General features: G+C 65.9%; 25 protein-coding genes and 1 tRNA gene. 11 read left to right on the forward strand and 15 right to left on the reverse strand.

The genetic code is table 11. From position 1 onward, the window contains the following. Nucleotides 1-320: 320 nt before the first annotated feature. Nucleotides 321-3,593 (forward strand): BGTF surface domain-containing protein, encoded by a 3,273-nt coding sequence (locus tag ACOZ4N_RS02145; RefSeq protein WP_424018279.1) that lies wholly within the window; start codon nt 321-323, stop codon nt 3,591-3,593. Between the two features lie 159 nt (nt 3,594-3,752). Beyond that, nucleotides 3,753-4,721: an archaeosortase A gene (artA, locus tag ACOZ4N_RS02150; RefSeq protein ID WP_424018280.1), complete on the forward strand. Its 969-nt coding sequence runs from the start codon at nt 3,753-3,755 to the stop codon at nt 4,719-4,721. Nucleotide 4,722: 1 nt separating this feature from the next. Here the strand turns inward: artA and dph5 are convergent, their stop codons facing one another. Beyond that, the gene (gene dph5 / locus ACOZ4N_RS02155) at nt 4,723-5,502 is read right to left on the reverse strand and encodes a diphthine synthase (protein ID WP_424018281.1); all 780 of its coding nucleotides are present in this window, start codon (nt 5,500-5,502) and stop codon (nt 4,723-4,725) included. An 81-nt stretch (nt 5,503-5,583) separates the two neighbouring features. Here dph5 and ACOZ4N_RS02160 point away from each other — a divergent pair, with 81 nt between their 5' ends. Beyond that, on the forward strand, nt 5,584-6,621 hold the full coding sequence (locus tag ACOZ4N_RS02160) for a class I SAM-dependent methyltransferase (protein ID WP_424018282.1): 1,038 nt from the start codon (nt 5,584-5,586) through the stop codon (nt 6,619-6,621). An 84-nt stretch (nt 6,622-6,705) separates the two neighbouring features. Next, nucleotides 6,706-6,780, forward strand: a tRNA-Thr gene (locus ACOZ4N_RS02165). 112 nt (nt 6,781-6,892) lie between these two features. Here ACOZ4N_RS02165 and ACOZ4N_RS02170 read toward each other — a convergent pair. Continuing rightward, entirely contained in the window at nt 6,893-8,185 is a 1,293-nt protein-coding gene (locus ACOZ4N_RS02170; protein WP_424018284.1) for a sulfatase-like hydrolase/transferase, read from the reverse strand. 150 nt (nt 8,186-8,335) lie between these two features. On the opposite strand from ACOZ4N_RS02170, the gene ACOZ4N_RS02175 reads away from it, so the two are divergent. After that, on the forward strand, nt 8,336-9,793 hold the full coding sequence (locus tag ACOZ4N_RS02175) for a PAS domain S-box protein (RefSeq protein ID WP_424018285.1): 1,458 nt from the start codon (nt 8,336-8,338) through the stop codon (nt 9,791-9,793). 1 nt (nt 9,794) lies between these two features. Here the strand turns inward: ACOZ4N_RS02175 and ACOZ4N_RS02180 are convergent, their stop codons facing one another. Continuing rightward, the gene (locus tag ACOZ4N_RS02180; RefSeq protein ID WP_424018286.1) at nt 9,795-10,988 is read right to left on the reverse strand and encodes a PAS domain S-box protein; all 1,194 of its coding nucleotides are present in this window, start codon (nt 10,986-10,988) and stop codon (nt 9,795-9,797) included. 226 nt (nt 10,989-11,214) lie between these two features. On the opposite strand from ACOZ4N_RS02180, the gene ACOZ4N_RS02185 reads away from it, so the two are divergent. Beyond that, complete coding sequence (locus tag ACOZ4N_RS02185) at nt 11,215-11,406, forward strand: hypothetical protein (protein WP_424018287.1); 192 nt, start codon at nt 11,215-11,217, stop codon at nt 11,404-11,406. Nucleotides 11,407-11,424: 18 nt separating this feature from the next. Here the strand turns inward: ACOZ4N_RS02185 and ACOZ4N_RS02190 are convergent, their stop codons facing one another. Next, nucleotides 11,425-12,294, reverse strand: a complete 870-nt coding sequence (locus tag ACOZ4N_RS02190) for a cytochrome c oxidase subunit 3 (protein WP_424018288.1) — start codon at nt 12,292-12,294, stop codon at nt 11,425-11,427. Nucleotides 12,295-12,443: 149 nt separating this feature from the next. On the opposite strand from ACOZ4N_RS02190, the gene ACOZ4N_RS02195 reads away from it, so the two are divergent. Further along, complete coding sequence (locus ACOZ4N_RS02195) at nt 12,444-13,838, forward strand: hypothetical protein (RefSeq protein WP_424018289.1); 1,395 nt, start codon at nt 12,444-12,446, stop codon at nt 13,836-13,838. Continuing rightward, nucleotides 13,835-14,155: a C2H2-type zinc finger protein gene (locus tag ACOZ4N_RS02200; RefSeq protein ID WP_424018290.1), complete on the forward strand. Its 321-nt coding sequence runs from the start codon at nt 13,835-13,837 to the stop codon at nt 14,153-14,155. Before ACOZ4N_RS02195 ends, ACOZ4N_RS02200 begins: the two co-directional genes overlap by 4 nt. Here the strand turns inward: ACOZ4N_RS02200 and ACOZ4N_RS02205 are convergent. Continuing rightward, a complete protein-coding gene (locus tag ACOZ4N_RS02205; RefSeq protein WP_424018291.1) occupies nt 14,152-15,216 on the reverse strand; it encodes a polyprenyl synthetase family protein in 1,065 nt (354 codons plus the stop codon). The genes ACOZ4N_RS02200 and ACOZ4N_RS02205 overlap by 4 nt on opposite strands. A gap of 120 nt (nt 15,217-15,336) precedes the next feature. On the opposite strand from ACOZ4N_RS02205, the gene ACOZ4N_RS02210 reads away from it, so the two are divergent. Both ACOZ4N_RS02210 and ACOZ4N_RS02215 read left to right on the forward strand, forming a co-directional pair. Then, nucleotides 15,337-16,104, forward strand: coding sequence for an ATP-NAD kinase (locus ACOZ4N_RS02210; protein WP_424018292.1), 768 nt, complete (start codon nt 15,337-15,339; stop codon nt 16,102-16,104). 57 nt (nt 16,105-16,161) lie between these two features. After that, entirely contained in the window at nt 16,162-16,602 is a 441-nt protein-coding gene (locus ACOZ4N_RS02215) for a DUF7313 family protein (RefSeq protein WP_424018293.1), read from the forward strand. Nucleotides 16,603-16,974: 372 nt separating this feature from the next. Here the strand turns inward: ACOZ4N_RS02215 and ACOZ4N_RS02220 are convergent, their stop codons facing one another. From ACOZ4N_RS02220 to ACOZ4N_RS02255, 8 genes are all read right to left on the reverse strand, one after another. After that, on the reverse strand, nt 16,975-17,241 hold the full coding sequence (locus ACOZ4N_RS02220; RefSeq protein ID WP_424018294.1) for a DUF7314 family protein: 267 nt from the start codon (nt 17,239-17,241) through the stop codon (nt 16,975-16,977). Beyond that, complete coding sequence (locus ACOZ4N_RS02225) at nt 17,234-17,587, reverse strand: DUF7315 family membrane protein (protein WP_424019975.1); 354 nt, start codon at nt 17,585-17,587, stop codon at nt 17,234-17,236. Before ACOZ4N_RS02225 ends, ACOZ4N_RS02220 begins: the two co-directional genes overlap by 8 nt. Before the next feature lie 90 nt (nt 17,588-17,677). Continuing rightward, complete coding sequence (locus tag ACOZ4N_RS02230; protein ID WP_424018295.1) at nt 17,678-18,439, reverse strand: cytochrome bc complex cytochrome b subunit; 762 nt, start codon at nt 18,437-18,439, stop codon at nt 17,678-17,680. A gap of 4 nt (nt 18,440-18,443) precedes the next feature. Further along, nucleotides 18,444-19,247: a cytochrome b gene (locus ACOZ4N_RS02235; protein WP_424018296.1), complete on the reverse strand. Its 804-nt coding sequence runs from the start codon at nt 19,245-19,247 to the stop codon at nt 18,444-18,446. A gap of 2 nt (nt 19,248-19,249) precedes the next feature. After that, nucleotides 19,250-20,125, reverse strand: a complete 876-nt coding sequence (locus ACOZ4N_RS02240) for a ubiquinol-cytochrome c reductase iron-sulfur subunit (protein WP_424018297.1) — start codon at nt 20,123-20,125, stop codon at nt 19,250-19,252. 2 nt (nt 20,126-20,127) lie between these two features. After that, nucleotides 20,128-20,517 carry a DUF7318 family protein gene (locus tag ACOZ4N_RS02245; protein WP_424018299.1) on the reverse strand — a complete coding sequence of 130 codons (390 nt, stop codon included), beginning with the start codon at nt 20,515-20,517 and terminating at the stop codon, nt 20,128-20,130. 2 nt (nt 20,518-20,519) lie between these two features. After that, nucleotides 20,520-21,170: a halocyanin domain-containing protein gene (locus tag ACOZ4N_RS02250; RefSeq protein WP_424018300.1), complete on the reverse strand. Its 651-nt coding sequence runs from the start codon at nt 21,168-21,170 to the stop codon at nt 20,520-20,522. Between the two features lie 69 nt (nt 21,171-21,239). Next, a complete protein-coding gene (locus ACOZ4N_RS02255) occupies nt 21,240-22,130 on the reverse strand; it encodes a DUF7319 domain-containing protein (protein WP_424018301.1) in 891 nt (296 codons plus the stop codon). Nucleotides 22,131-22,224: 94 nt separating this feature from the next. Here ACOZ4N_RS02255 and ACOZ4N_RS02260 point away from each other — a divergent pair, with 94 nt between their 5' ends. Beyond that, entirely contained in the window at nt 22,225-22,710 is a 486-nt protein-coding gene (locus ACOZ4N_RS02260) for a DUF7321 family protein (protein WP_424018302.1), read from the forward strand. Between the two features lie 559 nt (nt 22,711-23,269). Here the strand turns inward: ACOZ4N_RS02260 and nth are convergent. Next, nucleotides 23,270-23,953, reverse strand: coding sequence for an endonuclease III (nth, locus tag ACOZ4N_RS02265; protein ID WP_424018303.1), 684 nt, complete (start codon nt 23,951-23,953; stop codon nt 23,270-23,272). 169 nt (nt 23,954-24,122) lie between these two features. Then, nucleotides 24,123-25,265, reverse strand: coding sequence for an acyl-CoA dehydrogenase family protein (locus ACOZ4N_RS02270; RefSeq protein WP_424018304.1), 1,143 nt, complete (start codon nt 25,263-25,265; stop codon nt 24,123-24,125). Nucleotides 25,266-25,294 lie beyond the last annotated feature (29 nt).

Below are 25,294 nucleotides of genomic sequence, written 5' to 3' on the forward strand. Positions count from 1 at the left end.
CGACTGCGCGCCAGGTGAGAGGGGCTGCTATCCGACCGCTCGTGTCAGACGCCTGTGACACGAACGACTGACATCCTCACATCTGAGGCCAAATCACCGAAATAGGCGCTCGAAACGGCGATATTTTGGTATGTGGGGTGGTGTCAAGCCGCGGATTTGACCACAAAGCATTTATAACGAGCGCCAGTTGTTCCGACCGTACCCCTACCCATGGTGACAGTATCGAGTACGGTTTGGCAGTCTCCCCGCGGCGGTCGTGCGGGCCGCGGCTGTCTTCCGGGAAAGATGCTGGCACCGCCCGAAAAGCACAAACACAAACTATGACAGGAACACGAGACAAAATTCGCAGTCTCATCCTCGCGACGCTGATGGTTACGTCGGTATTCGCCGGCACCATCGCGCTCTCGGGAGCGGCTGCGGCGGCAAACCAGAGTGCCTCTTCGTTCGGCACCCTTGACAGCCCGTCCACGGTTGACGTGGGCGAAAACGCGACGCACAGTTTCTCAATTACGATCGACGACGTCCAGGTTGATGGTGACACGGACACGCTGACCGTTGACCTGCCGTCCGGAGCCGAGTTCGCTGACGGTGGTCACACGATCAACGTCCAGGACGACAACGCTAACTCGATCTCCGTCGACGGCACGTCCTTCGCGAACGGTCAGGAACAACTCAACATCGACATCAGCCCCAGCACGTCCGATGTCGGGTCCTCCCCGCACGACATTACGTTCTCGGGTAGCCTCTCCATCATCTGGAACGTTGCTGGTGGCAGCAGTTACACTGCCGATGCGTCCTTCACGGACAGCAACGGTAACGATGTCTCGGGTCTGACCTCGCCCTCGGTGACGGTCAACGTCGCCAGCGGCATCCAGACGCAGCAGGACAACGACCCGACCGAGCGCCAGAACAACCGGTACGACGAGACGCTCAACTCCGGTAGCACCTACTGGCAGGGTCAGCGCCTCGTCCTGAAGAAGCCCAGTCTGGCCGGCGGTCAGGTCGACATCCGCGAGACTGAGAGCGCCGACGGTGGCGGCGAACGCATCCCGTCCGGCTCCCTCGTTCGCGAGGTCTCCCTCGATAACAACGGTGAAGCGATCATCAACACCGAGAACCTCGAGGGCACCTACGCGATTACGGACGGTCAGGGTAACAACGCTGTTATCCACTTCGACAACGACGGTATCGCTGGCAACAGCGACTACAATGAACTGGACGGTGACGAATTCAACGGTAACGGTGAAGTCGCGTCTGCAGCCACTAACGACGAACTCAACGAGGTCGTCCAGGCTGCTTCCTTCGCCGTCACGTCGCAGAACGTGAACGTCGGCTTCCAGTCCGACTCCTCGGCGCAGGAAGAGATTTACCTCGAGGCCGACTCCGCACGGACCGGCTACGATCTGCTGGTCACGGCTGACGGCCTCGACGACGCCGAAGTCGTCGAAGTCTTCAACGACGAGTTCGAGGACGGTGACGACGACAACTCCGTCAGCAGTATCTCTGACGCGAGTGACATGGGCGGCGTCAGCGGTGACGGCGTCGTCTTCAGTGGCGTCAACAGTGACGCCAACATCACGGCCAACTTCTCGGACATCGACACGGGCGACTACGAGTTCGAGTTCGAGGTCACCGACACCGGTGTCACGGACACCTCGACCGTCACGGTCGAAGAAGAAGAGGACGTTGACGCGACCATCCTCCGCGGTGGCGTCGCCACGGCCGCACAGGGTGACTACGCTGTCATCCCGATCCAGCTCGAAGAGACGGACGAAGCCACGGTCAACCTTGGCTTCAACGACGTCAACTTCAACGCCACGTTCGACATCGAGGACGGTAACGACGACGGCATCGTCACGGTCAACGTCAACACCTACCTCGCGGGTCGGAACGACGACCTCCCGAGCTACCTCAACACCGTCGTCACGAGCGGCGGGACGAACTTCAACAGCCTTTCGTCCAGCACCACGGCCGAGCAGAACGCCCGAGCGAACGTCTCGCTGACGTACGCCATCTCGGCCGACGACAACGAGGACGAAGTCTCGATCACGGGCATGCGTCCGCTCGGTCAGGACGGTAACCTGCCCGATGCCGGTATCGACGGCCCGATGGAACCTGCACAGTACGACGTCAACGTTACCTCGACCAACGGTGAGGAACTCGACGTCGGTACGGTCCAGATCGTCGAACCGCAGGTCTCCGGCATCACCAGCTGGACGATGCCCGGCGACCTCTTCTCCGACGTGGAGGAGGACGAGCCCGCCGAGATCTACGAGTTCGCCGGCAACGGCGAACTGACCACGGACAACTCCGTCGCGGAGGACGACGTCCTGGTCTATCAGGTCCAGTCGACCAGCATGTTCGGCGCCCTGAAGCTCGTCGAGGATCAGACCTCCGACGACTTCGCCGAGGCGTTCGACACGATCACGAACTACGACGAGAGCGGCGACTACAAGTTCAGCATCGTGCAGACCGAAGGCACGACGGCCGCGAACCAGCAGGAGAAAGAGCTGCTCCTGAGCGCCACGACCGGTAACGGCATGAAGGTCGTTCCGGACGAGCGCAACTCCTCGCTGTTCGTCGTCATCGACGAAGCCAACGCGCAGCTGATCCGAGACGACCTCTCGGATGGCAGTGTCCCGAGTCCCAGCGCCGCCAGCCTCGGAATGGTTGACGGTGAGGACTACGTCGCCAACTGGACTACCTTCGAGGACTCCGACATCGGTGACGACACGGAGACCGTCACTGACGAGGCGTCCATCGTCGAGCAGTCCATCGACTTCGACACCGACGCTGGTGGCGTCATCCGTGTCGCCGCCGCCCAGGGTCAGGTCATCTCGGGCTCCACGAGCGTCGCACCCGGGACGGAGCTGAACATCCGGCTCCGCTCCACGGGCGACAGTCCGTTCCTCGAGGACCCGACGGCGATCGTCACCGAGAACGGCACGTTCAGCACCGAGGTCGACCTCTCGGACCGCGCACAGAACGCGTCGTTCGTCGCAAACGCACAGGGCTTCGACGACGACTATGACACGCCTGGTGTCATCGGTGACGCGCCGACCGCCGAGATCACCTTCGACGACCAGGAAGTCATGGACGGCGCCGTCGAAGTCAGCGGCACCGTGTCCGACGGTGGCTTCGTCTCGATCCGCACCGGCTCCGCCAGCGGTGAGATAGTTGGCACCTCCAGCTACATCAGCGAGGGCGACTTCACGGAAACGATCGAGATCAGCCCGCTGTCCAGTGAGACCACGCTCTACGCGGTCGCTCACATGGACACGAACGGCAACGAGGCTCTGGACTTCACCGGTCCCGACAGTCCGGACGGTCCGTACACCACGAGTAACGGCACCGCCGTGAGCGACTCCGCTTCGGTCTCGCCCGAGACCGAGGAGCCGACGGACACGACGGAAGAGCCGACGGAAGAGCCGACCGAAATGCCGACCGAAGAGCCGACGGAAGAGCCGACTGAAGAGCCGGCTACTGACGAGCCCGCAGAGACGACCACCCAGACTGGGCCCGGCTTCACCGCCGTGCTCGCACTGGTCGCACTGGTCGCCGCTGCGCTGCTCGCAGTCCGTCGCCGCGACTAACTACCGGAATCCTTTCCGGCCTTAATCGACGCTTTTCTTTCGACGCTACCCGAGTAGCGACGGCTACGGCCAGCAGTCGTGACTCGTCCACCGCGGTCGTGTGCCGGCCGCTCCAGTAACGACAAGACATATGACCGACTTGGCCGTACGGTTGCCTGAATGATCGAGACGGTGCTGGGCGTCCTGGAGTGGTTCACGCAGTGGTCGGATCCGCTGGCGTGGCTGGTGGTCGCGACGTTCGCTGCTGGTGCACTCCTCGACTGGTACGACCTGCACCGCGACCTCGCCCGGACCGTCACTGTCGCCGCCTGGGGACTCTTTGCCTTTTTCTGGTTCACCCAGATCTACCACTTCGCGTTCGTGCAGAAGAGCATCGTCGAGGGTATCGGGACGCTGATCGCGGTCCCCGGCTGCCTGTACGTGGCGGTCCTGCTCCGACGGGGTCGTGACTCGCTGTTCGTCCTCTCGCGAGCCATCGCGGTGATGGGGGCGGTCTTTCTGCCCTTCGAGGCGATTCTCGTCCTGCAGGAGGTTCTCATCGAGATGGTCACCCGGCAGACGGAGTTCCTGATGAGCCTGCTGGGTTACCAGCCCGAGGTCGTTCTCGGGAGCGCCATCGATTCGAGTCACGAGTCGTTCCGGAACACGTTCGTCTTCCATCCCGAACCGGGGTATCGGATCACCTATACGATCATCATCGCGTGTACCGGCATCGGGAGTATGGCTATTTTCGTGGGGCTGATCGCGGCGGTCCGTGCACCCCTCCGGCGGAAGCTCCGCGCGCTGGCGGTGTCGATCCCGGTGATCTACGCGCTCAACCTCGTCCGGAACGTGTTCATCGGGCTCTCCTTCGGCAACATGAAGATGCAGTTGGTCCCGGAGCTGACGGCGAGCGTGTTCGCGTTCGATCTGGCGGCCGATCCCGGGCTGGTGTCGTACTACTGGGCCGACCGGATTCTCGCCCAGACCGGGTCCGTCCTCGCGCTGGTCGTGATCACGTGGCTGGTCGTGCGGGAACTCCCCGAGGTCCTGATCGTGATCGAGGACCTGCTCTACATGGCCACGGGCAGCGAGTACGACCTCCAGGGTGCGCTCGGTGCCGCGCCGGTCCGCGCCGACGGCGAGTGAGCTATACCGTCCGATTCTCGACGAGTGTTTCGGGAGCACCGGCCAGTTCGACCAGCGCGTCCCGTTCGAGCAGGTGGAGGTCGCCGGGGAGGACGAGCAGGTGCAACGGTGGGCCGAAGTCCCGGTCGGCCAGCGCCACGAGGTCGTCGGCGACGACCGTGGGGTCGGCACTGCCGGCCTGACAGACGGCGACGGCGAGGCGCTGGTCGTACTCGGTCGCGAGCAGGCCGGCGGCGGTGTCGGCGGTCATGTAGTCGTCGTCGGCGGCCTTGATGTCGAGATAGACGAGCGTGTGGAGGCCGCGGTCGGCGTTGTCGCCGACGGTCTCGACGACGCTGTCGGGGACGCCGTCGCCGCCGTGGGCGCGCTCGAAGGGGAGCGTCGTGGCTTTCCCGAAGCGGTAGTTCTGGAGACCGGTCAGCGAACTCGCAGCGGTCTGTGCGGTCGTGCCGTGGACGACGCGGGTCTCGATGCCGCGGTCGTGAGCGCGCAACCGCAGGTCGACGTGGGTGGTCGAGATCATCGGGTCGCCAGCGGTCAGGAAGACGGCGTCGCCCTCGGCCGCGGCGTCGAGGATCGGGTCGGGGTCCTGTTCGACGCCGGCACGGTCGCGGACCTCGATGTCGACGCCGTGGTGGGTCTCCAGCTCCGGGACGGTGGTGCCGACGAGTTTGGAGGTGTAGAACTCGGCGAACGCCCGGTCGGCATCGCGGAGCCGTTCCCGGCCCGCGACGGTGATCGAGCGCTCGTCGTACAGTCCGAGACCGACGAACGTGAGCATACACCTGCTGGGCGGGCGGGGCGGTTAAACGGCCCGGCATGGAACCGAAGGCTTACCGCCCGCGGTGGCCCACGAACAGACATGTCGGTGCCATGCGTGCGTGTCGCCCGCGAGGACGGCGAGCGTGCCCGCCAGGACCTCGCGGCCGCCGAGTTGATCGACGACACTCACGAGATCGAACACGACGAGGGATCGCTGTATATCCCCGTCGTCGACCCGGCGGCCGTGCCCGACGAGTTCGAGGTTGTCGATCACGATGCACCCGTCCGAGAGACCCAGACGATGCCCGCGGAGCTGGTCGACTTCGATGCCTCCTACGAACGCATCGGCGACGTGGCGATCGTCGACGAGGACGACGACGAGCGCGCACGCGCGCTGGCCGACGCCATCGTCGAGTCGGCACTGCCAGTCCACACGGTGTTGAACCGCGCCTCGAAGGTCAAAGGCGACCTCCGGGTCAGAGACTGGGAGGTGCTGGCCGGCGACGGGGCGGCGACGGAGACGGTCCACCGCGAGTACGGCTGTGAGTACGCGGTCGACCTCGCCGAGGTGTACTTCTCGCCGCGGCTGGCGACCGAACGCCACCGCGTCGCCGAGCAGGTCGAGGCGGACGAGCGGGCGTTCGACATGTTCGCGGGCGTGGGTCCCTTCGTGATACCCTTCGCCGACCGCGGGGCCGAGACCGTCGGTGTCGATCTGAACGGTGTCGCCGTGGAGTACCTCCGGGAGAACGCCCGCCGCAACGGCGTCGCGGACCGAGTGACGGCCATCCAGGGGGACGTCCGAGACGTAGTCTCGGGCTCGTCACGAGCGCAGCGAAGTGACGGTGTTCGCGAGGTGGCCGGCGAGTACGAGGACTGGGCCGACCGGATCGTGATGAACCTGCCCCACAGTGCCGACGAGTTCCTCGACACGGCGGTGGCGCTGGCGGGCGACGAGGCGGTCCTGCACTACTACGACATCCAGCACGAGGACGATCCCTACGGCCCCGGCGAGCGGGCGATCAGGGCGGCGGCCGAACCGGCGTACGACGTGACGGTCGAAACGCGCCACACGGTGCGGTCGTACGCCCCACACGAACTCAACGTGGTTCTGGACGTTCGACTGACGCGGGTGTGAGAGGCGGTGGCGCTTCTGGTGGTCGGTTCGATCCGCAATCCTTATTGCGGTTATACGCCGACAACAGAGTGCGAGAAAGAAAATGCCGGTGTAGCTCAGACTGGCTAGAGCGATTCCTTCGTAAGGAATAGGCCGAGGGTTCAAATCCCTCCACCGGCTCTTTCTGACCGAGCACTGCGAGGTCGAAAGCGACCTCTGTGGTGGGATTTGCAATCAGGGAGCAGCTTTGCTGTGACCGTGGTTCACGATCCTCTCCACCCGAACTATCGACTCACGCATAGCCCTGCTCTTGCAGTCGCTCGCGGACGGAATCCGAGGGGGACTCGTCTTCGACGGGGCGGATGTCCAGGTCGGCACGGAGGTTACGAAGTCGCACCTGGGGGTCCCCGTCGAACTCGCCGACGGTCCGGAAGCCGTCGGTGTGGGTCTCGTAGGCGTAGGAGCCGTCGGCGGCGACGAAGCCCCAGAGCGGTGACCGACGGCGTTCGAGAGCGTCGAGCGGGGCGTCCCTGCGCTCGAACTCGTCCGCTTGCCCGGGGGGCGGCCCGTGGTACTCGACGAGGCGGTCGACGGGCTGGGGGTCGTCCAGCAGGTTCTGGCCGCGGCCGTCCAGCTCGATCCCGGCGAGGTCCGCGACGGTCCGGTGGACGTCGAGCAGGCTGACGACGCGGTTCTCGCGGCCCTCCAGATCGGGGCCGCTGACGACGAGCGGAACCCGTGTCAACTCGGGGGAGAGGCCGAACGAGTGGCCGACCATGCCGTACTCGCCGAACAGTTCGCCGTGATCGGAGCAGGTGATCACGTAGTCGAACGCGTCGCGGAGTTCGGCGACGATGTCGCGGTAGGTCTCCGCGAGAGTGGCGACCGAACGGCGGTAGGCCCGGCGGGCGCGGTCGAGGTCGATGGACGCGTCGGTGACGGCGTCGGCCGCGGCCACGTCGACCGGGTCGTCGCCTGGGCTCGGCGGGTAGTAGGGCGGGTGAGCGTCCGCGAGATTGACGAAGCAAAGTTCCCGGTCGCCGAAGTCGGTGGCTCGCAGGCGGTCGCGGACGGCCCGTGCGCCGCCGTCGGCCGGTGAACGGGTCAGGAGGTCGTAGCCCTCCCGGAGCGACCGGACGGTGTCGCAGTCGGCGCGCAGGCACTGCCAGACGGCATCGAGGTAGCGGCGGTAGCCGGTCGTAGTGTTGTCGTCGACCCACTCGCCCCAGTCGAACGAGTCGGGGTGGTAAGCGTCGAGGCTGTGATAGCCGACGAACTCGTCGAAGCCGCGCGCCCAGCCGTCGTCGCGGCGGAGGTGAGGGTTGGCGGTGAACGCGCGTGTCCGGTAGCCTGCGGCCGAGAGGCGTTCGGCCAGGGTCGGGGCTGGACAGTCGAGGTCGGGGGACTGGCTGTGGACGCCGACTTCGCTGGGGTAGCGGCCGGTGAACAGGGCGGCGTGGACGGGAACGGCCCAGTGGGACGGGGAGAACGCGCTGGTGAACCGACGGCCGGGGAGCCAGTCGAAGGCGCTGGTGAACTCGTCGTACCGTAGCGTATCGAGGACGACGACGGCGACGTTGTCCATGGCCCCGGATGTGGGTGGGGGCGTTTGGTTATGCGTTCGCTTCCCGACGCCGGGTGTCGGGGAGTAGTCGGTCCATACTGCGGCGGGGCGACGACGTTGGGCGCCGAAACGCCCTCAACCCTTAACAGTACACTCACCGAAGGGGCTGGCATGAGTGACGCCGATGTCGATCGGGTTCGGGTTCTGCACGTCGACGACGACCCCGAAATCGTCGATCTGGCCGCGACCTTTCTCCGCCGCGAGGACGACCGCCTCGAAGTGACCTCCGCGGAGACCGCTGCCGAGGCACTCGACAGCGTCCGTGCGGGTGACGTCCACTGTCTCGTCAGCGACTATCACCTCCCGGACATGGACTGTGCCGAGTTCGTGACGGTCGTCAACGACATCGATCCGGATCTCCCGTGTATCCTGTTTACCGGCCGTGACCGCGCACGGATCGACGCCGACATCGAATCCGCAATCTCCGGCTACCTGCAGAAAGGGTCGGGCACGGACCGGTACGCGACGCTGGCCTCGGAGATCCTCGCGGCCGTCGGCCAGGGCAGTCGCGTCGACACCGACGGCGGATCGGAACCCTCGGCACGACCCGAACTGGCCGACCTCGATCTGGGCGGGCAGGGGGCCGTCCTCGCGAACGCCCTCGACACCGTTCAGGACGGATTCTTCGTGTTGGACCGGGACCGGACCGTCGTCTACTGGAACGAGTCTATTCCCGGCGTCACGGGGTACGAAGACACCGAAATCGACGGGATGGACCCCACGTCCTTCTTCGCGCCGGGGGATCGCGAGCGGATCACCGACGCCATCGACGAGGCTTTCGAGACCGGGCGGGCGACGGTCGAGGCCGCCGTTCAGCGACGCGACGGTGGCGAGGTCCCAGTCGAGTTCCGGAGCGCACGGCTGACCGACGACGCCGGTGAGACCGTCGGCATCGCCGGAGTCGCGCGTGACATCTCCGACCGGATCGCCTACGAACGCGAACTCGAACGGCAGAACGAACGTCTCGAAGAGCTGATCGGCGCGGTCTCACACGACCTGCGGAACCCGCTGAACGTCATCTCGGGCCGGCTCCAGCTGGCCCGCGAGATGGACGACGCCGAGGAACACTTCGACGCGGTCAAACGTTCGACCGACCGGATGGAGACGCTGATCGACGATCTGGTCACGCTCGCCCGGAAGGGCAAGCCGGTCGAGGAGACCGAATCGCTGGCGCTGGCATCGCTGGTCGAGACCGTGTGGGGCGACTGTGGAACCGACGCGGCGTCGATCCACGTCGAAACCGACCGGCGACTCCTCGCGGACCGCGACCGGCTCCGCCGGCTCCTCGAACAGGTGCTGGACAACGCGGTGACACACGCCGGGCCGGACGTGACTGTGACCGTCGGTGACGTGGCCGACGGCTTCTACGTCGCGGACGACGGCCCGGGCATTCCCGACGACGACCGCGACCGCCTGCTCGAATACGGGGAGACGACCGATCACGAAGCCTCGGGGCTCGGACTCGCGCTGACTCGGCGGATCGCCGAGGCACACGGCTGGTCGCTCCGGATCGTTGACAGTACCGACGGCGGGACACGCGTCGAGATCACCGGCGTCGGCGGCGAGTGAGTCACTCTCGATCGGTCACGTTGCGGAGGACGCCGACCGTCCCCTGGAACTGACCGTCGTCGTCGGTGATGACGGCGACGTTGGCCTCGTAACACCGCACCTCGTCGTCGACCGTCTGGGTCGCGAACTCGAAGACGCCCCAGCGGCGGTCGTCGTCCGCGAGCAGGTCGGCGACCAGTTCCCGACCCCGCTTCAGGTCTTCTTCGCGCATGAACCGGGAGACCTGAGCGCCCTCGACGACCGCCCGTTCGTACCCGGTGTGTTCGAGGAAGGCCTGATTGACCCACGTGAGCCGCTCGTCGGGGTCGAGCAGGTAGACGGGGTCGCCGACGTTCTCGACGACGCGCTGGTACCCTTCGAGATCCTGTTCGCGACGCTTGCGGTCGTCGATAGCACGGGTCGTGACGACGAACCCGTTGACCAGCGGGTCGTCGAGCAGGTTCCGCCCGCGGGCCTCGACCCAGCGCCAGTCGCCGTCGGCGTCCTCGATGCGGAACTCGGCGCTCGGTGGACGGTCCGTGTCGATGACGCCGTCGTAGAACTCCTCGCGCAGGCGACGCCAGTCCTCGGGGTGAATCCGGTCGTAGGGTACGGTGCCTTTCAGGTCTTCGACCGGGTGGCCGAGTACCTCCGTGATCGTCTCGTTCTGGTAGGTGATCGCCGCGCCCGGGCGGACGACGCTGATCATATCCGGGTTGGCCTCCAGCAGACGCTGGGCCTGTTCGCCGCGGCGCTTCTCGCTCAACTCGTCCCGATACTCCGAACAGAGTGCGACCACGTGTTCGGCGAGCGTCCCGGTCGGATCTTCCCCGTCTGTCGTCACGTAGTCGCTGACACCTGCAGAGATGGCATCACTGGCGAGTTCTTCGTCCCCGTTCGCGGCAAAGAGGACGATGGGTAGATCGTCCTGCTTTGCACGCACTGCCTCCACGAACGCCACCGGATCGTACTCGGCGTCGTCCGTACAGACCAGGCAGTCGAACGGGTCCTCCGTGTCGGCGAGTGGACTCCGCATCTGCGGGTCGATCCGCTGTTGTGCCTCGGCGATCCGTTCGAGGCCGTCCTCGAACGTCGCTTCCACGACCAGCCGTACCTCCGGGTCGACGCGCTCGAACCCCGCTCTGATCCAGTCCGCCACCTCCTCGTCTCCACCGACGTAACACACTCTGAGCGGACCCCGGCCGACCTGTACCATTGATCATCAACTGCGCACGTTTCGTGATAAGTGTTGGCAACACATCGAATCCCACTCGCTGTTTAAACCAGTTGCGCTGTTCTCCACGTTTTATTTCACGATGATAGGAACGTTTATTATCTCATCCGTCTCACTGTATCGTGAACAAATGATCATGATATTCGTACGTCGCTCCGCCTGATTCTCCGCCGCGTACAGCCGTTCGACTGCCACACACCGACGACACATGCCACACGACACGACAGACGCAAGCGCCGATTTCGCACCGCTCGTCCCGACGATGCCCCGTTCCGTCACCCGGACGGACGGCGGCGCTGCCGGGACCGATTTGCGAGGCCGCGACCGCCGGGCAGGCGCCCGGTCGGACGCCGCGGCGACCGCGGAGGCGGACGCGCCGCTGGTGCCGGATCTGCGCTAAAAAGAATCGAGGGCCGTCTCAGATGCCGAACTCCGCGCCGACGTAGAGTACGACGACGAGGAAGATCCACACCACGTCGACGAAGTGCCAGTACATCGAGACCGTACTGACGGAGGTGTGCCGTTCCGCCGAGTACTGGCCCAGCAGCCCGCGGATGAACACGATGGACAGCAGGATCGCGCCCAGCGTCACGTGCAGGCCGTGCAGGCCGGTCAGGCCGAAGAAGGCACTGCCGAAGACCGCGCCCTGGAACTCCAGCCCGCGGTGGACGATGAACTCGTAGTACTCGTAGACCTGGCCGGCGATGAAGATGATCCCGAGCAACAGGGTGATCCCCAGCAGGCCGAGGAACTGCTTGCGGTTGTCCTTCAGGAGACCGGTGTGTGCGAAGTGCAGGGTGAAACTGCTGGCGATCAGGATCAGCGTGTTCACGATCACCAGCGTCCCGAACAGCTCGGGGAGTTCACCCGGTGGCCACGTGCCCGCCCGGATGAAGAAGTAGTAGATGAACCCGGCGCCGAAGGTGGCGATCTCCGTCCCGAGGAACAGTATCATCGCCAGCCGCAACGTCGAGTCGTCGTGTTCACCGGTGCCGTGCTCCCAGAAGTTGACCACGAAGGCGTGGTAGAGCCAGCCGTACAGGCCGCCCAGGAACATCACCGCGCTCGCGATGAAGACCCCGGGCCCGACCATCGGGCCGACGATGGCGCTGTCACCTCGGCCCAGCACGTACAGCGCTGCGCCGATGTAGAAGCCACTGCCGCCGATGGCCGTGATGAACGGCCACCAGCTGGCTTCACCGAACCCGCGCGGCCAGTCGTCGACCGCGGGCAGGTGGTGACCGCCGTGGCCACCGTGGTCGTCCGAAGTTTCGTCTGCGACGCCCATATGTGAATGAGGGTTACGAGTCGACCGGTAAAAACCTGCCCAAGTCGTCGCCGCTGGGGGCCACTCCCGCCCGTTGCCGGCCACCCCCACGGCGGCCAGCCCGTCCCATTCCGGAAGCTACTCCATCGGCCCATCCCAAGCGTCGACAGATGCGTCCGTCACTCCGTCGCCACTGTGGCCGCCTCCTCGTTCCGGTGCTGGCCGCCACGCTGTTCGTCGGGACCGCCGCGGCCCACGGCGGCAGTCTCGGTGCGGGCAGCCGGGAGTCCATACGGATTCCGACCTGGCTGTTCCTGCTCACCGGTGGCGGCGCTGTCGGGGCCTCGTTCCTGCTGTCCTCCTTCGTCACCGACCGGCTGTTCATCCAGGAGTTCCACGGGTGGGGCCGGGACGCCGTCGTTCCCGCCCGCCGCCTCCTCGTCGTCCTGGGCCACCTCGCCGGCCTCGCCGGGCTCGCGGCCATCGTCGGGATCGGCCTGTTCGGTCCGGACGCCGCGCTGGCCAATCTCGGCCTGTTGCTCGTCTGGGTCGGCTGGTGGGCCGGCTTCACCATGACGACCTACCTCGTCGGGAACAGCTGGCCGGTCCTCAACCCCTTCCGAACGATTGCGACCGCCCTCCCGACGCTCGACCGCGACTATCCGGACCGCTTCGGAGCCTGGCCGAGCGTCGTCGGCCTGCTCGCGCTGATCTGGCTCGAAGTCGTCAGTCCGCTGGCCGACGACCCCCGACTGCTCGCGACCACGATCCTCGGCTACGCGGCCGTGACGCTCGCGGGCGCGTTCGTCTTCGGCCCCGACCAGTGGTTCGCCGACGCCGATCCAGTCGCGCGCGTCTTCCGGTACTACGGCCGGGTCGCCCCCCTGACTCGCGACGACGACACGGGCCGCCTCCGGCTCCGACTCCCCGGGAGCGCGCTCACGGACGCCCGTCTCGTCGACGGCCTCGACGAAGTGGCCTTCGTGGTCGCGCTCGTCTGGGTCACCACCTACGACGGACTGGTCGCGACCCCGCTGTGGCGCGGGTTCGCCACCTGGATCGTCGGCGTCGGCGTCCCGCCCGCGGTCCTCTACCCGGCCGCACTGGTCGCCGGCTACCTGACCTTCTTCGGGGCCTACTGGCTGGCGGCTCGCGGTGCGCGCCGCCTGGCCGGTTCGTACGTCTCGACCCGCGTCCTGGCCCAGCGGTTCGCGCCGCCGCTTCTGGCCATCGCCGCCGGCTACCACCTGGCCCACTATCTGGAGTATTTCCTCTCGCTCGCCCCGGCCGCGCTCGCGGTCGCCCCGACACCGCTTGCCGGGCCTGCGACCGGAGAAGTCCCCGTCGGGGTGGTCCCGGGCTGGTTCGGCGCGCTCAACCTCACCTTCGTCCTGCTGGGGCACCTGCTGGCCATCTGGGTCGCCCACGCCGCGGCCTTCGACCGGTTCCCCGGCCGACTCCAGGCCATCCGGAGCCAGTACACGTTCACCCTGGTGATGATCTGTTACACCATGACCAGTCTCTGGATCGTCTCGCAACCGAGCGTCACGCCACCGTTCCTATGACCGACACGACCCAGTCGACCGACCGATCAGGCACCGTTACCGGCCCCGAGCCGGAGATTCCTGCGGAGTACGACCTCCCGCCCGACGCGGATCCGTCGGTCTGTGCTCACTGTGGCGCACCGTTCGCCGACGAGGAACTGCTGGCGCTCCACCGTGGGATCGACCACCCCGATGCCCTCGACGAGTCGGAGCGTGACGCGTTCGAGGCGGCGTACGAGAGCGAACAGGAGCGGTTGCGGCTGTTCCGGCTGAAGGCACTCGGTGCGCTGGTACTCCTGTACTTCGGGCTGTTGATCACCTACTCCGTGTTCGCCTAGACGTCGCGCTCGACGACGAAGCGGGTGAACTCCGCGAGCTGTGCTTTCGGTTCGGGGTCGAGGTCCAGACCGTCGAGGTGCGTTCGCGCTCGCTCAGAGAGCGACTGGGCCCGCTCGCGGGCGTACTCGATGGCGCCGGTCGACTGGTAGAGCTCGAGGGCCCACTCGATCTCCGCGTCGGTGTTGTCCTCGGCCCAGAGGATTTCTTCGAGGCGGGCGGCGTCCTCGGGCGTCGCGTTCTCGACGGCGTGGATGGTCATGAGCGTCTTCTTGCCTTCCCGGATGTCGTTGCCGAAGGCCTTGCCGAACTCGCCGGCCTTGTCCAGCGAGTGTTCCACGTCGAGGATGTCGTCGCCGATCTGGAAGGCGATGGACATCTGCTGGGCGTAGTTGGCGACGGCCGCCTCGACCGCGTCGGACTGGCCGGTGACGATGGCCGCCAGCCGGGCCACGATCCGACCGAGACAGCCGGTCTTGCAGGCCGACATCTCCAGATACTGTGCCTCCGTGATGTCGATCTCCCGTTCGTTGTGCCAGGTGATGTCCATTCCCTGTCCAAGATGCGTGCGGTTGAGTTCGTGCATCAGCATCTCGTAGGCCGCCAACCGGGTTTCGGCGTCGAGGTCGCCCGGGTCGTGGGTGATGACTTTCAGCGGGAGGAAGTACATCGCGTTCCCGGCGTTCAGTGCGATGTCGGTCCCGAACACGTGGTGGATCGCCGCCTCGCCACGCCGCTTCGATGCCCCGTCTTCCACGTCGTCGACGATGATCGTCCCGTTGTGGAGGATTTCGGGGATGCAGGCGTAGGGGAGGTACTCGTCGGGCTCCTCCCCGAAGGCTTCGACCAGTAGCAAGAACACGACGGCCCGCCACCGCTTGCCCCCCCTGTCCAGCAACTCCCAGATCGGGTCGGCCAGCGCGACCTGGATCGCGTCCGGGTCGTACGCGTGGCTCGCCGGACCGAAAAACTCCGCGAGATACGACTCGTCGACGACTCGCGGGAGCAACTCCTCGATGGCCTCGTCGACCACCGGTCGCCACTCCCTGAGCACGTCTCGCATACCCGAGTGGTCACACCCGCTCCTCAAAAGTGTTCAGAAACACGGCCTCCTCCGGCGGCTGTCGTCACCGCCGCTCCCGAGACCGCATGCTTTTGCCTGCCGGGGCCCCACGGGACACCGATGAGTGATCCAGCCGAGCGCGCGACCGTCGGCGTCGTCGGGGAGCGAACCGCCGACCGCGTCACCGACGCCGTCACGGCCGCCGGCGGCACTCCCGAGACCGGCGACCTCGATACCGTCCTCGCGGCCGCACCCGACGCCCTCGTCACCGTCGGCGAGGACGCGCTGTTCGCGCTCGCCGCACGGTCGGAGCTACCCGAAACCCCGGTGCTCCCCGTCGAAGCGGGCCGTGGCGTCCGGTCGGTCCCACGGTCGCGCGTCGAGGGTGCGATGGACACCCTCGTCGCCGGTGCGGGACAGGTCGATTCCTATCCCGTCCTCGGCGTCCACGTCGGTGACGCCCGCCGGGCCCGTGCGCTCGCCGACGTGACGCTTCTCACCGCCGAACCGGCGCGCATCTCCGAGTACGCGGTCGCGACCGACGGGACCACCGTCTCGCAGTTCCGGGCCGACGGCGTGGTCGTCGCGACTCCCGCAGGTTCCCACGGGTACGCTCGCCGCGTCGACGCGCCCGTGGTCGCCCACGACACGGGCGTGGCGGCTGTCGCACCCATCGCGCCGTTCGCGACCGACGACGACCACTGGATCCTCGACATCGACACCGTCTCGCTGCGCGTCGAGCGCGACGAAGTGCCCGTCGAGTTGCTGGCCGACGACCGCCGCGTCGACGAAATCGACCCCGGTGTACCGGTCTCGCTCTCGGTCGCCGACAGGCTCCCGGTCCTCTCGGTGCCCGAGAGCGGTCACCCGTACACGGACCCACGCTGAGCCGTCCGCGCGGACGGATTGGAAAAACACTAAAGCGTCACGGACGGAGATTCGGATATGCAACCTTCGGTAACGCTGTTTGGCCCGCTGGACGCGATCCTGGGTGGCCAGATGGAGTACGTCCTGTTGGCGCTCGCCGTGATCAACATCGGAACCCGGGCGTTCACCTACCGGCAACACGTCACGCAGGCCGAGGAGGGCGGCGCAGAGGCAGTCAAGCGGAACCCGATCCACGCCGCGAGCAACGTCCTGTTCATCCTCGCGGCCTTCTACTACACGACGCTGCACGCCCACTCCGGCGTCGTCGTCTCCGTCCTCGTCGCCGGCGTCTTCATCGCGGACTTCTTCGAGTTCGAGGCCCGCAAGGTCGAGGCCCGACGCGGGATCGACATCGAGCGACCAAAGGGTGCCATCGGCGCGTCCCTGCTCGCACTCATGTACATCGCGTACCTCAGCCTCTTTTTCCTGGTCGAGGGCCTCGTCGGGAAGGTCATCTGAACGCGGCAGGGCTCTTTTTTGCGTCACCGGTCACCCGCCCACTGTGGGACAGGTTTCGATGCCGAAACCGCCAGCGGTGAGGTCGTCCCGTCGAATCCTCAGGCTCGGACCGCGCCTCCCACCTCCGAAGCACGCCCCGTCGCAATCAGACGCGTCGCCCCCTGCTCGTGTCCGGTCCCTGCGTGGCCCGATGCGTGACCAGCGATCGATCACGTCCAAAGTGACTCGTCGACGGGCGCTCGCCGCGAGGTCGGCACTGGCTCGGCGTGTCGACACACTTCGACGTACCGGATGATGGTGAGAAGCGAGTGACGGCCGCCCGTTTCACAGGCCAGTGCGACGGGCAGCCAAGAACCGTTGATGTGAGTGCGATCAGCTACTGCGCTCGGCCCAGGCCTCGCGCGCTTGTTCGACCATCGGGACGACGACCCAGAACGTCAGCGCGCCCAGGACCGCGAACCAGAACAGTGCGTCCTTCAGGACGAGCCCGATGCTGGCGTAGACGCCTGGGTCCGACGGCGGCGCCGCGAGTAGCTGTCCTTCCTCGAAGCTTGCCGTGGTGTACCAGCCCGCCAGCACCATCCAGGCCAGTCCCGCGGTCGTCAGGATCCCGAGACCCTTGGCGAATTCGTCAGCCATTATCTGTACCTTCGGCGGTGTCGTCTTTAGACTTTCCCATTCCCTCTGCACGGAACCGTGTCGAGAACGCGTAAGCGGCCGCTCCGGCCAGGATGAGCCCGACGCCGAAAAGCGCCGCGACTGGCTGAATCTCCGAGAGCGACGCGGTCGCCCGGTTGGTCGCCGAGTCCAGCACCACGAACCCGCCGACGACCGTCACGATGGCAAACAGCGTCGTGAACACCGTGATCGCCTTGTAGACTCGCATCGGAACTTCGATGTCGCGGTCGGCACTTCCGTCGCCGTCCGTCTCGCGCTCCGTCGTCTCGCTCGACGACTCACTGCCGGCCGTGTAGGCGGATTCTATCTCTGGTGACGCCTCGGACGGATCGGGCTCGTCGTCTGATGTCATGGGAAAAGGATGAACAGGCAGTCGACCGTCAGGCGGGACGGACCGTCACTTCGGCGGCCGCAGCCGGTAGTACCGACGGTTGAGGGTGAACATGTACCCCTCGCGCATCGACTTGAGGATCGCGTAGCTGATGAACCCGCCCACGAACGGGAGCAGGAAGGTCAGGTCGAACAGGAGGTGCGAGTCCATCGGCACCAGGTTCTTGACCGACAGCACGGCGATGGTGAACGCGAAGATCACACCGAAGACGCCGACCGACGCCCAGAAGGGCTGTTCGACCGGCCGCCGCGCCGCCCCCTTGTTGAGGAACGGGACGATGGTGATCGCACCGACGACGACCAGGTTCGCCAGGACGCCGTAGGTCCGGTCGGCCATCAGCTTGCTCCCGCCCAGCAGGGCCAGCTCGGGGTTGAGCGGGCCGAGTTTCAGCAGGCCAAAGGACCAGTAGAGGTACCAGTCGGGCAGGATGACCGCGGGCGTACTCGAGGAGTTCGCCGGCGGCATCATCTCCGGCGGCAGCGTCGCCGAGAGGAAGATGATCATACCGACGAAGAAACTCGTCAGCGCGAGGTTCCGGATCATCTCGTGGGGCCAGGCCGGGAAGCCCAGCACGTCACGCTCGACGTAACTGGACTCCTGGCGCAGGTCCTGGTCCTCGCGGCGCGCCCGCTCGAAGTACTCGTAGGTCAGCCGGGAGAGCCCCTGGGTGCGCTCTTTGCGCTCGCTCCAGGTGGGCGTCTCGTCGTCCGGCGGGACGATGCCGGTACCACCGTCGGTCTCCGTTTCGGGAGTGTCGTTGTCGCTCATTGTATTAGTGTGGTTCCGCGATGCCCTGCATCCAGACGATGCCGATGTGGACGGCGATCAGGCCGGTCACGATGAACGGCAGGAAGAACACGTGCAGGATGTACATCCGTTGCAACGTGGCCTGCGTCAGCGTGAAGCCGCCGAACAGGAGCTGGGCCGTCCACTCACCCGCCAGCGGGATCGAAAGCGCCATCTCGACGCCGATCTGCCCCGCCCAGTAGCTCAGCTGGTTCCACGGGAGCAGGTACCCGCTGTACCCGAAGACCATCGTCAGCGAGATCAGCACGATGCCGATGATCCAGTTGAGTTCGCGGGGCTCCTTGTACGCGCCCGTGAAGTAGACACGGAGCATGTGCAGGAACACTGCCGCTGTCATCACCTGGGCGCTCCAGCGGTGGATCGACCGGAGCATGTACCCGAAGTTCAGATCCTGCATGATGTATCGCAGCGACTCGAAGGCGACCGTCGGGTCGCCCGACGCGCCCGCTGCGGCCGGCGCGTAGTAGAACCCGAGTAAGGCCCCGGAGACCGCCGCCACCAGGTACGCGATGGTCGAGAACGACCCGAGCGCGTACAGCGGGTACCAGTACCAGAACTTGTTGTCGAGCCCGTACTGCTCGGTGTGGCTCTTTGGCATCTGCATGTTGACCTTGTAGTAGAGGTCTTCCAGCAGTTCCAGGTAGTCGACCAACCGGAGCCGCTTGTCGAGCCACATCAACAGGGTGAGGTAGCGCTCCTCGAGCACCGTGAGGTCGCGCTCCTCCATCCAGCCTTTGTGATCGTGTTCGTCTTTTTTCTCGAGACTCATTGTTATTCACCCGGCCGCGGAAGCGCGACGAATGACTTGCTGACCGGACTGAACGGGTTGTACACCGACTGATGGCACTGGCAGTACACCCGATCTTCCGCGCCGAACTTCGCGCTGCCCTCGTAGGTCTTGAACCCGGGGACACAGCAGAAGTGGGTGCACTTGTTCAGCCAGGCCATGAAGTCCTGCTCGGTCGCCGCGTCGAAAAAGTTCCGGACGTCCGCCGGGATGTCGCTGTAGCGACCCTCGCCGTTGGCGACCTTCGAGACTTCCGGGCTGCGAAGCACCTGCACCGGGATGGTCTGCACGTCACCGTCGGAGCGCCACTGCCCCTTCGCGGGTTTGCCCAGACCGCTCTGACCGATGCCGTTGCCCCAGCTCTCGTAGTCGTCGAAGTCGTCCACGAAGAACTTCTCGCCGGCTTCCTTCGATTCGGACTGCCACGAAAGCGACGCACCGGGAACGGCCCGGAAGAAGTTGTCCTGATCGGCGTCGGGACTCAGCCCCTCCGCAGTCTGGATGCCGCAGTACTGGTACCAGGCCGACGAGTACGTCGTTCCCTCGATCGTCGTCTCCGCGATGGTGACTTCCCGACCCTGCACGGTCTCGGTCTTCACTTCGGGCCAGCGACCCTTCAGCGCACCGTCGGAGTCGATGGTCAGCGGAACCAGCGGCATTCCGCGCGGTGCCGGACCGTCCGTGTTCTCGATGCCTACGAACTGCGTGATCCCACCGCCGACACCGGTGGGCGATGTCGCCGTGTCCAGGGCGACCGCACCGCCGACACCGACGCTGGACAACGCAGCACTGCCGACGACGCCTTTCACGAAGCGCCGCCGACCCGTCTCGCTCGGATATTTGTCTTCGTCAAGTGGCATAATTATCTCTTGTAGTAGGGATACAGCGCCCGTTTGACTCCTTCCCAGGGGCTCTCGTCGGTGAACGACTCGCCGTCGACCTGATCCTCACGGATGTACAGGTCCTCCCACTTGCGCCGACGCTTCTTGACGATCATCACGTCGGGGAGGAACTCCTTGCGGTACAAAAGGAGGATGAAGGCCAGGTCGATGAAGATCACCGCGAGGATGCCGCCGAGGAACATGTTCCCGACCTCGGACAGTCCCCAGCCGCCGATCAGGCCGTAGGTGAACAGGCCGACGAAGATGATCTCGACGACCGTCAGCAACACGATGGCCAGCGCGGCGGCCGTACTCTCCCTGGGCGGTTCGTACCGGTGGATGTCGCCGTAACTGCTACCTTCCGAGGACATCGTTAGTCGTTCCCTCCTTTGGTGTGTGGCGATTCACCGTACTTCAGCAGGAAGAAGGTGAAAACCAGCGACACGAGCACCATCAGGATGGTAGCCAGGCCGACGTAGTGGGCCTGGAAGGGCACACCCATCTCGTGGAGGCTCTTCTCGCCGCCACCGCCTGCTTCGACCGTCGGGTAGTCCGATCCGACGACGACCGACCCCTTCATGCCGAGCCCCTCGTGGGGGCCACATTTGTAGTTGAAGATGCCGCTCTCCTCGAAGGTGTGCTCGTACTGGACGCCGGAGCCGCCGACGGCAGACCCGGAATCGAGCGGGCCGTCACCCTGGGAAACGACGTTGTGTGCGCCGCCGTTCCCGGTCCACTCGAACTTGACGGTCGTTCCCGTGTCGACGTGGACGGCCGCCGGGCTGAATCCGTAGCCCTGGCTGCCGGCCCCGACCTTGACCGTCACCTCTTTGTTACCTGTCTTGTCGGCGACGGACCCGCTGTAGCCGTTCGCGCCGTCGAGCCAGCCACCGAAGTCCGGCTTGGTTGCGCCGCCACCACCGCCGCCTTCGGAGGACGCGGCGGCTGTGCCTGCACTCGCAGACACGGCGGCGGTCGCGCCGGCAGCCCCGCCGGCTGTCCGGATAAAGTCCCGCCTGTTCATGTACACATCGGACTCAGGACTGGGTTTGTATAAACCCACCGAATACGGCCCCGAGACCGGGGTTGACACTCAGGAAACCGGTCCGGAACCGTGGGCCTCCTCGTCGCGCTCGTCGGCCGCCGTGGCGGCCCCGATCTCCGCCGTGGACTCCCCACTCGATCCGTCAGCTCCGTCCCGCCACTCGTCGTCCTCGACGGGGAGGAAGTCCGGGCGCTCACCGTCCTCGATCCCGATGGCTCGCAACCGGTTGCGGTACTCCTCGGCCCGGAACCGGTCCGAGAGCCGAGCGTTCGCCACGGTGAAAAACAGGGCGACCCCGATCAACAGGAAGCCGAACCCGGCGACGATAGCGACGACGTTCAGACTGAACACGATCCAGGCCCCGAGCAGGCCGATCCCGGCCAGCACCTGCATCCCGCCGACCAACTGGAGCATCAGGTTCCCGAGTTCGCCGCTCCCCTCGGGCACCTCCGTCGGCTGGGGCAGGACCTCGCCCTCCGGCATGTCGGGTACGTCGTACTCGTCCATCGAACAGAGGGCGACGACGGGTTTCACGTCCCGCAAGACGGTTCCGAACCCCTCGACGCTGCCGTCCGGGTAGACGGTGGCGTACCCCTCGTCGGAGTAAGCGACCACTCGGCCGTCCTTCAGGCGCTCGACGCGTGCGAACACGTCGCGGACGACCACCCGGTTCTTGAGGTCCGCCTCGACCCGGTCGAGCAACTCCTGGCCGGTGATCCACGTGTCGGGGTCGAACGCGGCCTCCCACTCGTCGGCGCTCATCTCGGCCATCTGCTCCGGGCCGAAGTCGTCGAAGTCGTACTGGGCCTCGACCTGTTCGCGCAACTCGTCGGTCGACACCGCCTCCGCGTCGTCCGGGCTGTCGCTCGCTGGCGCACCCGTCCCAGCGTCGGCTGGACCGTCCTCGTCGCCGGCGGACGTCGACTCTGGATCGGCCATTTGCCGGCGATACGGGGGGAAGCCGTATACGCTTTCCGACCCGCGTTCCCCCGGTTTCGGCACGTTTTAGCGGCCCCTGTCCCTAGGCCTGGCTATGGTCGCCCTGTCGGACGCGATGATCGCGACGCTCGTCCTCGTCGCGGTCTCGCTGAGCTTCCCCTGTTTCCTCTACGGGGCCTGGATCATGATCGACGCCGAGGACGTGACGTGGGGTGTGTTGACCCACCATCTCAAGTTCATCGGGACCGGGCTCACGCTGACTACGGTCCCGATGGTCCTGTGGATGGCCCCGCGGTTGTTCGATCAGATGGCCGGGGCCGCCGCGATACACGCGTTCCTCGGCCTGCAGGCCTACGCGATGCTCGCGTTCGGGTTCACGGGTATCGTTCGCGTCTTCAGGGCGAAGTGGGAACACGACCTCTATCACGACTACGACGAGGACGTGTTGCTCGACGAGATCGGGTCCGACAGGATGCAGTTCTGGCGACGGCGCATCCGGATCGGCGTGTTCGGCTACACGTTCTTCTGGATCCTCGCGTACGTCGTCGGCGTCGGCCGGTACGCGATCAAGTACCTCTAGAAGTGAGTGGCCGGAGAGCCCGGCCAGGGATGACAGGATGATGCCCGATACCGATCGCGGAGGGGACCGGAAAACGGGTGTCGATCCGGGTGGGTGCTGGCCGACCGACGCCCGTGTGGTGGGTGCAAGTGGGTAGGGGGAGATTGTCGCGCGAAGACGACGTGTCGTCGCGTTCCGACAGGCCGACGCGGGTCGAACCGAGCGACGGATCGTCAGTGACGCCGCGTTTGCCCGAGAGTGCGGCGTCGCGGCGTGGCGTCGGCCACGTCTCGTCTCCGTAGGGTCTTCCTATCGACCCTACGATTCAGTAAGCGCACGATAGACGTATAACCGTTTTTTCGGGCTATTCGGGCTTGTGAGCCGCCTTTTCAGCTATCGCTACCGCTTGACTACGGATGGTTGCGGCTCGGGCACACTTCGGTGGAGTGCTGGCGGCCAGGTCGTCGCCGGGCGGACCAGCGCGTCGCGGCCGCGGTAAGCCGTTCTGAACAGGACCCGCGGACCACCGGCCGGTCGGATCGGTCGACGATCAGCCGCGATACCGCGAGTAAGGGACGACTTACCAGGCCTCGCCGCTGGCCAGATCCACGTCGCTGTCCACCTTCGAGGACGGGCAGATGTCTTCGAGGATACAGTCCGCGCAGTCGGGGTTCCGTGCCGAACAGGTCGCTCGACCGTGACTGATCAGCAGGTGGGTGAAGTCCTGCCACTCGGACTCGGGGACCAGCGGCATGAGGTCCTGCTCGATGGCTTCCGGGCGTTCCTCCTCCGTGATGCCCAGCCGACGGGTCAGCCGCTGGACGTGCGTGTCGACGACGATTCCCTCGACGACCTCGTGGCCGTGCTGGAGGACGACGTTGGCCGTCTTCCGACCGACGCCCTGGAGGTCGGTCAGCTCGGCCATCGTGTCCGGGACCTCGCCGTCGTGGTCCTCGACGATTGTCCGACAGGCGTTCGTGATGTAGCCGGCCTTGTTGTTGTAGTAGGTGATGGAGTTCAGGTCCTCGGCGAGTTCGTCCTGGTCGACCGCGGCGTAGTCCTCGGCCGACTCGTACTTCTCGAAGAGGTGTTCGGTCTCTTTGTTGACCCGCTCGTCGGTACACTGTGCCGAGAGGATCACGGCGATCAGCAACTCCAGCCGGTTGGAGAAGTTCAGCGAGATGGTGGTGTCCGGATACTCGGCGTGGAGACGGTCGATTACTTCCTCGGTCTGTTCCTCGCGCGAGGAGAGCGGCGTGCCCATACCGGGTCAGCGGACCCCGGGACCTTTGCCGTTCCGTTTGGGGCGAACAGGCGACACGCTGGCGGTCGCGAAGCGCTGTGTCGCGCTCCCGCGGGACGCTTCGCGGCGACTGTCAGGTCACGGGCCGCGGTGGTCGCGCCTTCGGACAAATGGATTCGCCGGGTCGCGTTCAGAGGCCGAGTTCGTCGCCCAGGATCGCGTGTTGAATCTCGCTGGTCCCCTCGCCGATCTCCATGAGTTTGGCGTCGCGATAGAACCGCTGGGGCGAGAAGTCCTCGGTGTAGCCGTAGCCGCCCAGCACCTGTACGGCGTTTTCGGCGACCTCCCGGGAGATTTCGCTGGCGTCGAGTTTGGCCAGCGACGAGAGGCGGGTCGCGTCGCCGCCGGCGTCGTAGGTCGTCGCGGCCTTGTGCGTCAGCAGGCGGGCGCGTTCGATCTTCCGGTCCATCGAGACCAGTTTGTCCCGGACGGCGTCGAACTTCGAGATGGATTGCCCGAACTGTTCGCGCTCGCGTGCGTACTCGCGTGCGGCGTCGAACGCGCCCTGTGCGAGCCCGACCGAGAGCGCCGCGATGGAGATGCGGCCCCCGTCCAGCGTCTTCATCGTCTGGGTCCACCCCTCGCCTTCGCCGCCGAGCAGGCGCTCCTCGGGGACCCAGCAGTCCTCGAACTGGATCTCGCAGGTCGGCGAGGCGTTCAGTCCCATCTTGTCCCAGACGGTCGAGACCGAGAAGCCGTCGTCGGCCTCGGGGTCGACGATGAAGGTGGAGATGCCGTCGTATCCGGCCTCGGGGTCGGTGACGGCTTTCACCAGGATGGACTCGGCGACGCTGGCGTTGGTGATGAACTGCTTGGTCCCGTTCAGGACGTAGCCGTCGCCGTCACGCTCTGCGGTCGTCTGCATGTTCGAGGCGTCGCTCCCCGACCCGGGTTCGGTCAGCGCCCACGCGCCCAGCCCGTCGCCCTCGGCGAGCGGGCGGAGCCACGCCTCTTTCTGTTCGTCGCTCCCGAAGGCCTCGATGGGTTTCGCGCCCAGCGACGTGTGGGCGACGAAGGAGAGGCCGATGCTGCCGGAGACGCGGCCGAGTTCCTCGGCGACGAGTGCGTACATGAGGTAGTCGCCGCCGAGGCCGCCGTACTCCTCGGCGACGGGGACGCCCATCACGTCCAGGTCGGCCAGTTCGTCGAATATCTCCGCGGGGAACCGGTGGTCGTCCTCGATGTCCTGTGCGATGGGTTCGATTTCTTCGGCACAGAACTCTCGGACCGTCTCCCGGATCATCCGGTGTTCGTCGGGGAGGTCGAAGTCCATGGCGCTCCATGGCACGGGGACGACAAAAG

The sequence above is a fragment of the Halorientalis pallida genome, assembly GCF_049605515.1.
GTDB lineage: Archaea > Halobacteriota > Halobacteria > Halobacteriales > Haloarculaceae > Halorientalis > Halorientalis pallida_A.

Excerpts from the sequence above, each read along its gene's own strand:
- ACOZ4N_RS02260 (WP_424018302.1), top strand. The coding sequence starts at position 22,225 with ATGGTCGCCCTGTCGGACGCGATGATCGCGACGCTCGTCCTCGTCGCG.
- artA (WP_424018280.1), top strand. The coding sequence starts at position 3,753 with ATGATCGAGACGGTGCTGGGCGTCCTGGAGTGGTTCACGCAGTGGTCG.
- ACOZ4N_RS02270 (WP_424018304.1), bottom strand. The coding sequence starts at position 25,265 with ATGGACTTCGACCTCCCCGACGAACACCGGATGATCCGGGAGACGGTC.
- ACOZ4N_RS02160 (WP_424018282.1), top strand. The coding sequence starts at position 5,584 with ATGTCGGTGCCATGCGTGCGTGTCGCCCGCGAGGACGGCGAGCGTGCC.
- ACOZ4N_RS02170 (WP_424018284.1), bottom strand. The coding sequence starts at position 8,185 with ATGGACAACGTCGCCGTCGTCGTCCTCGATACGCTACGGTACGACGAG.
- ACOZ4N_RS02200 (WP_424018290.1), top strand. The coding sequence starts at position 13,835 with ATGACCGACACGACCCAGTCGACCGACCGATCAGGCACCGTTACCGGC.
- ACOZ4N_RS02175 (WP_424018285.1), top strand. The coding sequence starts at position 8,336 with ATGAGTGACGCCGATGTCGATCGGGTTCGGGTTCTGCACGTCGACGAC.
- ACOZ4N_RS02245 (WP_424018299.1), bottom strand. The coding sequence starts at position 20,517 with ATGTCCTCGGAAGGTAGCAGTTACGGCGACATCCACCGGTACGAACCG.
- ACOZ4N_RS02195 (WP_424018289.1), top strand. The coding sequence starts at position 12,444 with ATGCGTCCGTCACTCCGTCGCCACTGTGGCCGCCTCCTCGTTCCGGTG.
- ACOZ4N_RS02215 (WP_424018293.1), top strand. The coding sequence starts at position 16,162 with ATGCAACCTTCGGTAACGCTGTTTGGCCCGCTGGACGCGATCCTGGGT.
- ACOZ4N_RS02255 (WP_424018301.1), bottom strand. The coding sequence starts at position 22,130 with ATGGCCGATCCAGAGTCGACGTCCGCCGGCGACGAGGACGGTCCAGCC.
- ACOZ4N_RS02230 (WP_424018295.1), bottom strand. The coding sequence starts at position 18,439 with ATGAGCGACAACGACACTCCCGAAACGGAGACCGACGGTGGTACCGGC.
- dph5 (WP_424018281.1), bottom strand. The coding sequence starts at position 5,502 with ATGCTCACGTTCGTCGGTCTCGGACTGTACGACGAGCGCTCGATCACC.
- ACOZ4N_RS02185 (WP_424018287.1), top strand. The coding sequence starts at position 11,215 with ATGCCACACGACACGACAGACGCAAGCGCCGATTTCGCACCGCTCGTC.
- ACOZ4N_RS02240 (WP_424018297.1), bottom strand. The coding sequence starts at position 20,125 with ATGCCACTTGACGAAGACAAATATCCGAGCGAGACGGGTCGGCGGCGC.
- ACOZ4N_RS02205 (WP_424018291.1), bottom strand. The coding sequence starts at position 15,216 with ATGCGAGACGTGCTCAGGGAGTGGCGACCGGTGGTCGACGAGGCCATC.
- ACOZ4N_RS02235 (WP_424018296.1), bottom strand. The coding sequence starts at position 19,247 with ATGAGTCTCGAGAAAAAAGACGAACACGATCACAAAGGCTGGATGGAG.
- ACOZ4N_RS02210 (WP_424018292.1), top strand. The coding sequence starts at position 15,337 with ATGAGTGATCCAGCCGAGCGCGCGACCGTCGGCGTCGTCGGGGAGCGA.
- nth (WP_424018303.1), bottom strand. The coding sequence starts at position 23,953 with ATGGGCACGCCGCTCTCCTCGCGCGAGGAACAGACCGAGGAAGTAATC.
- ACOZ4N_RS02180 (WP_424018286.1), bottom strand. The coding sequence starts at position 10,988 with ATGGTACAGGTCGGCCGGGGTCCGCTCAGAGTGTGTTACGTCGGTGGA.
- ACOZ4N_RS02145 (WP_424018279.1), top strand. The coding sequence starts at position 321 with ATGACAGGAACACGAGACAAAATTCGCAGTCTCATCCTCGCGACGCTG.
- ACOZ4N_RS02190 (WP_424018288.1), bottom strand. The coding sequence starts at position 12,294 with ATGGGCGTCGCAGACGAAACTTCGGACGACCACGGTGGCCACGGCGGT.
- ACOZ4N_RS02250 (WP_424018300.1), bottom strand. The coding sequence starts at position 21,170 with ATGAACAGGCGGGACTTTATCCGGACAGCCGGCGGGGCTGCCGGCGCG.
- ACOZ4N_RS02220 (WP_424018294.1), bottom strand. The coding sequence starts at position 17,241 with ATGGCTGACGAATTCGCCAAGGGTCTCGGGATCCTGACGACCGCGGGA.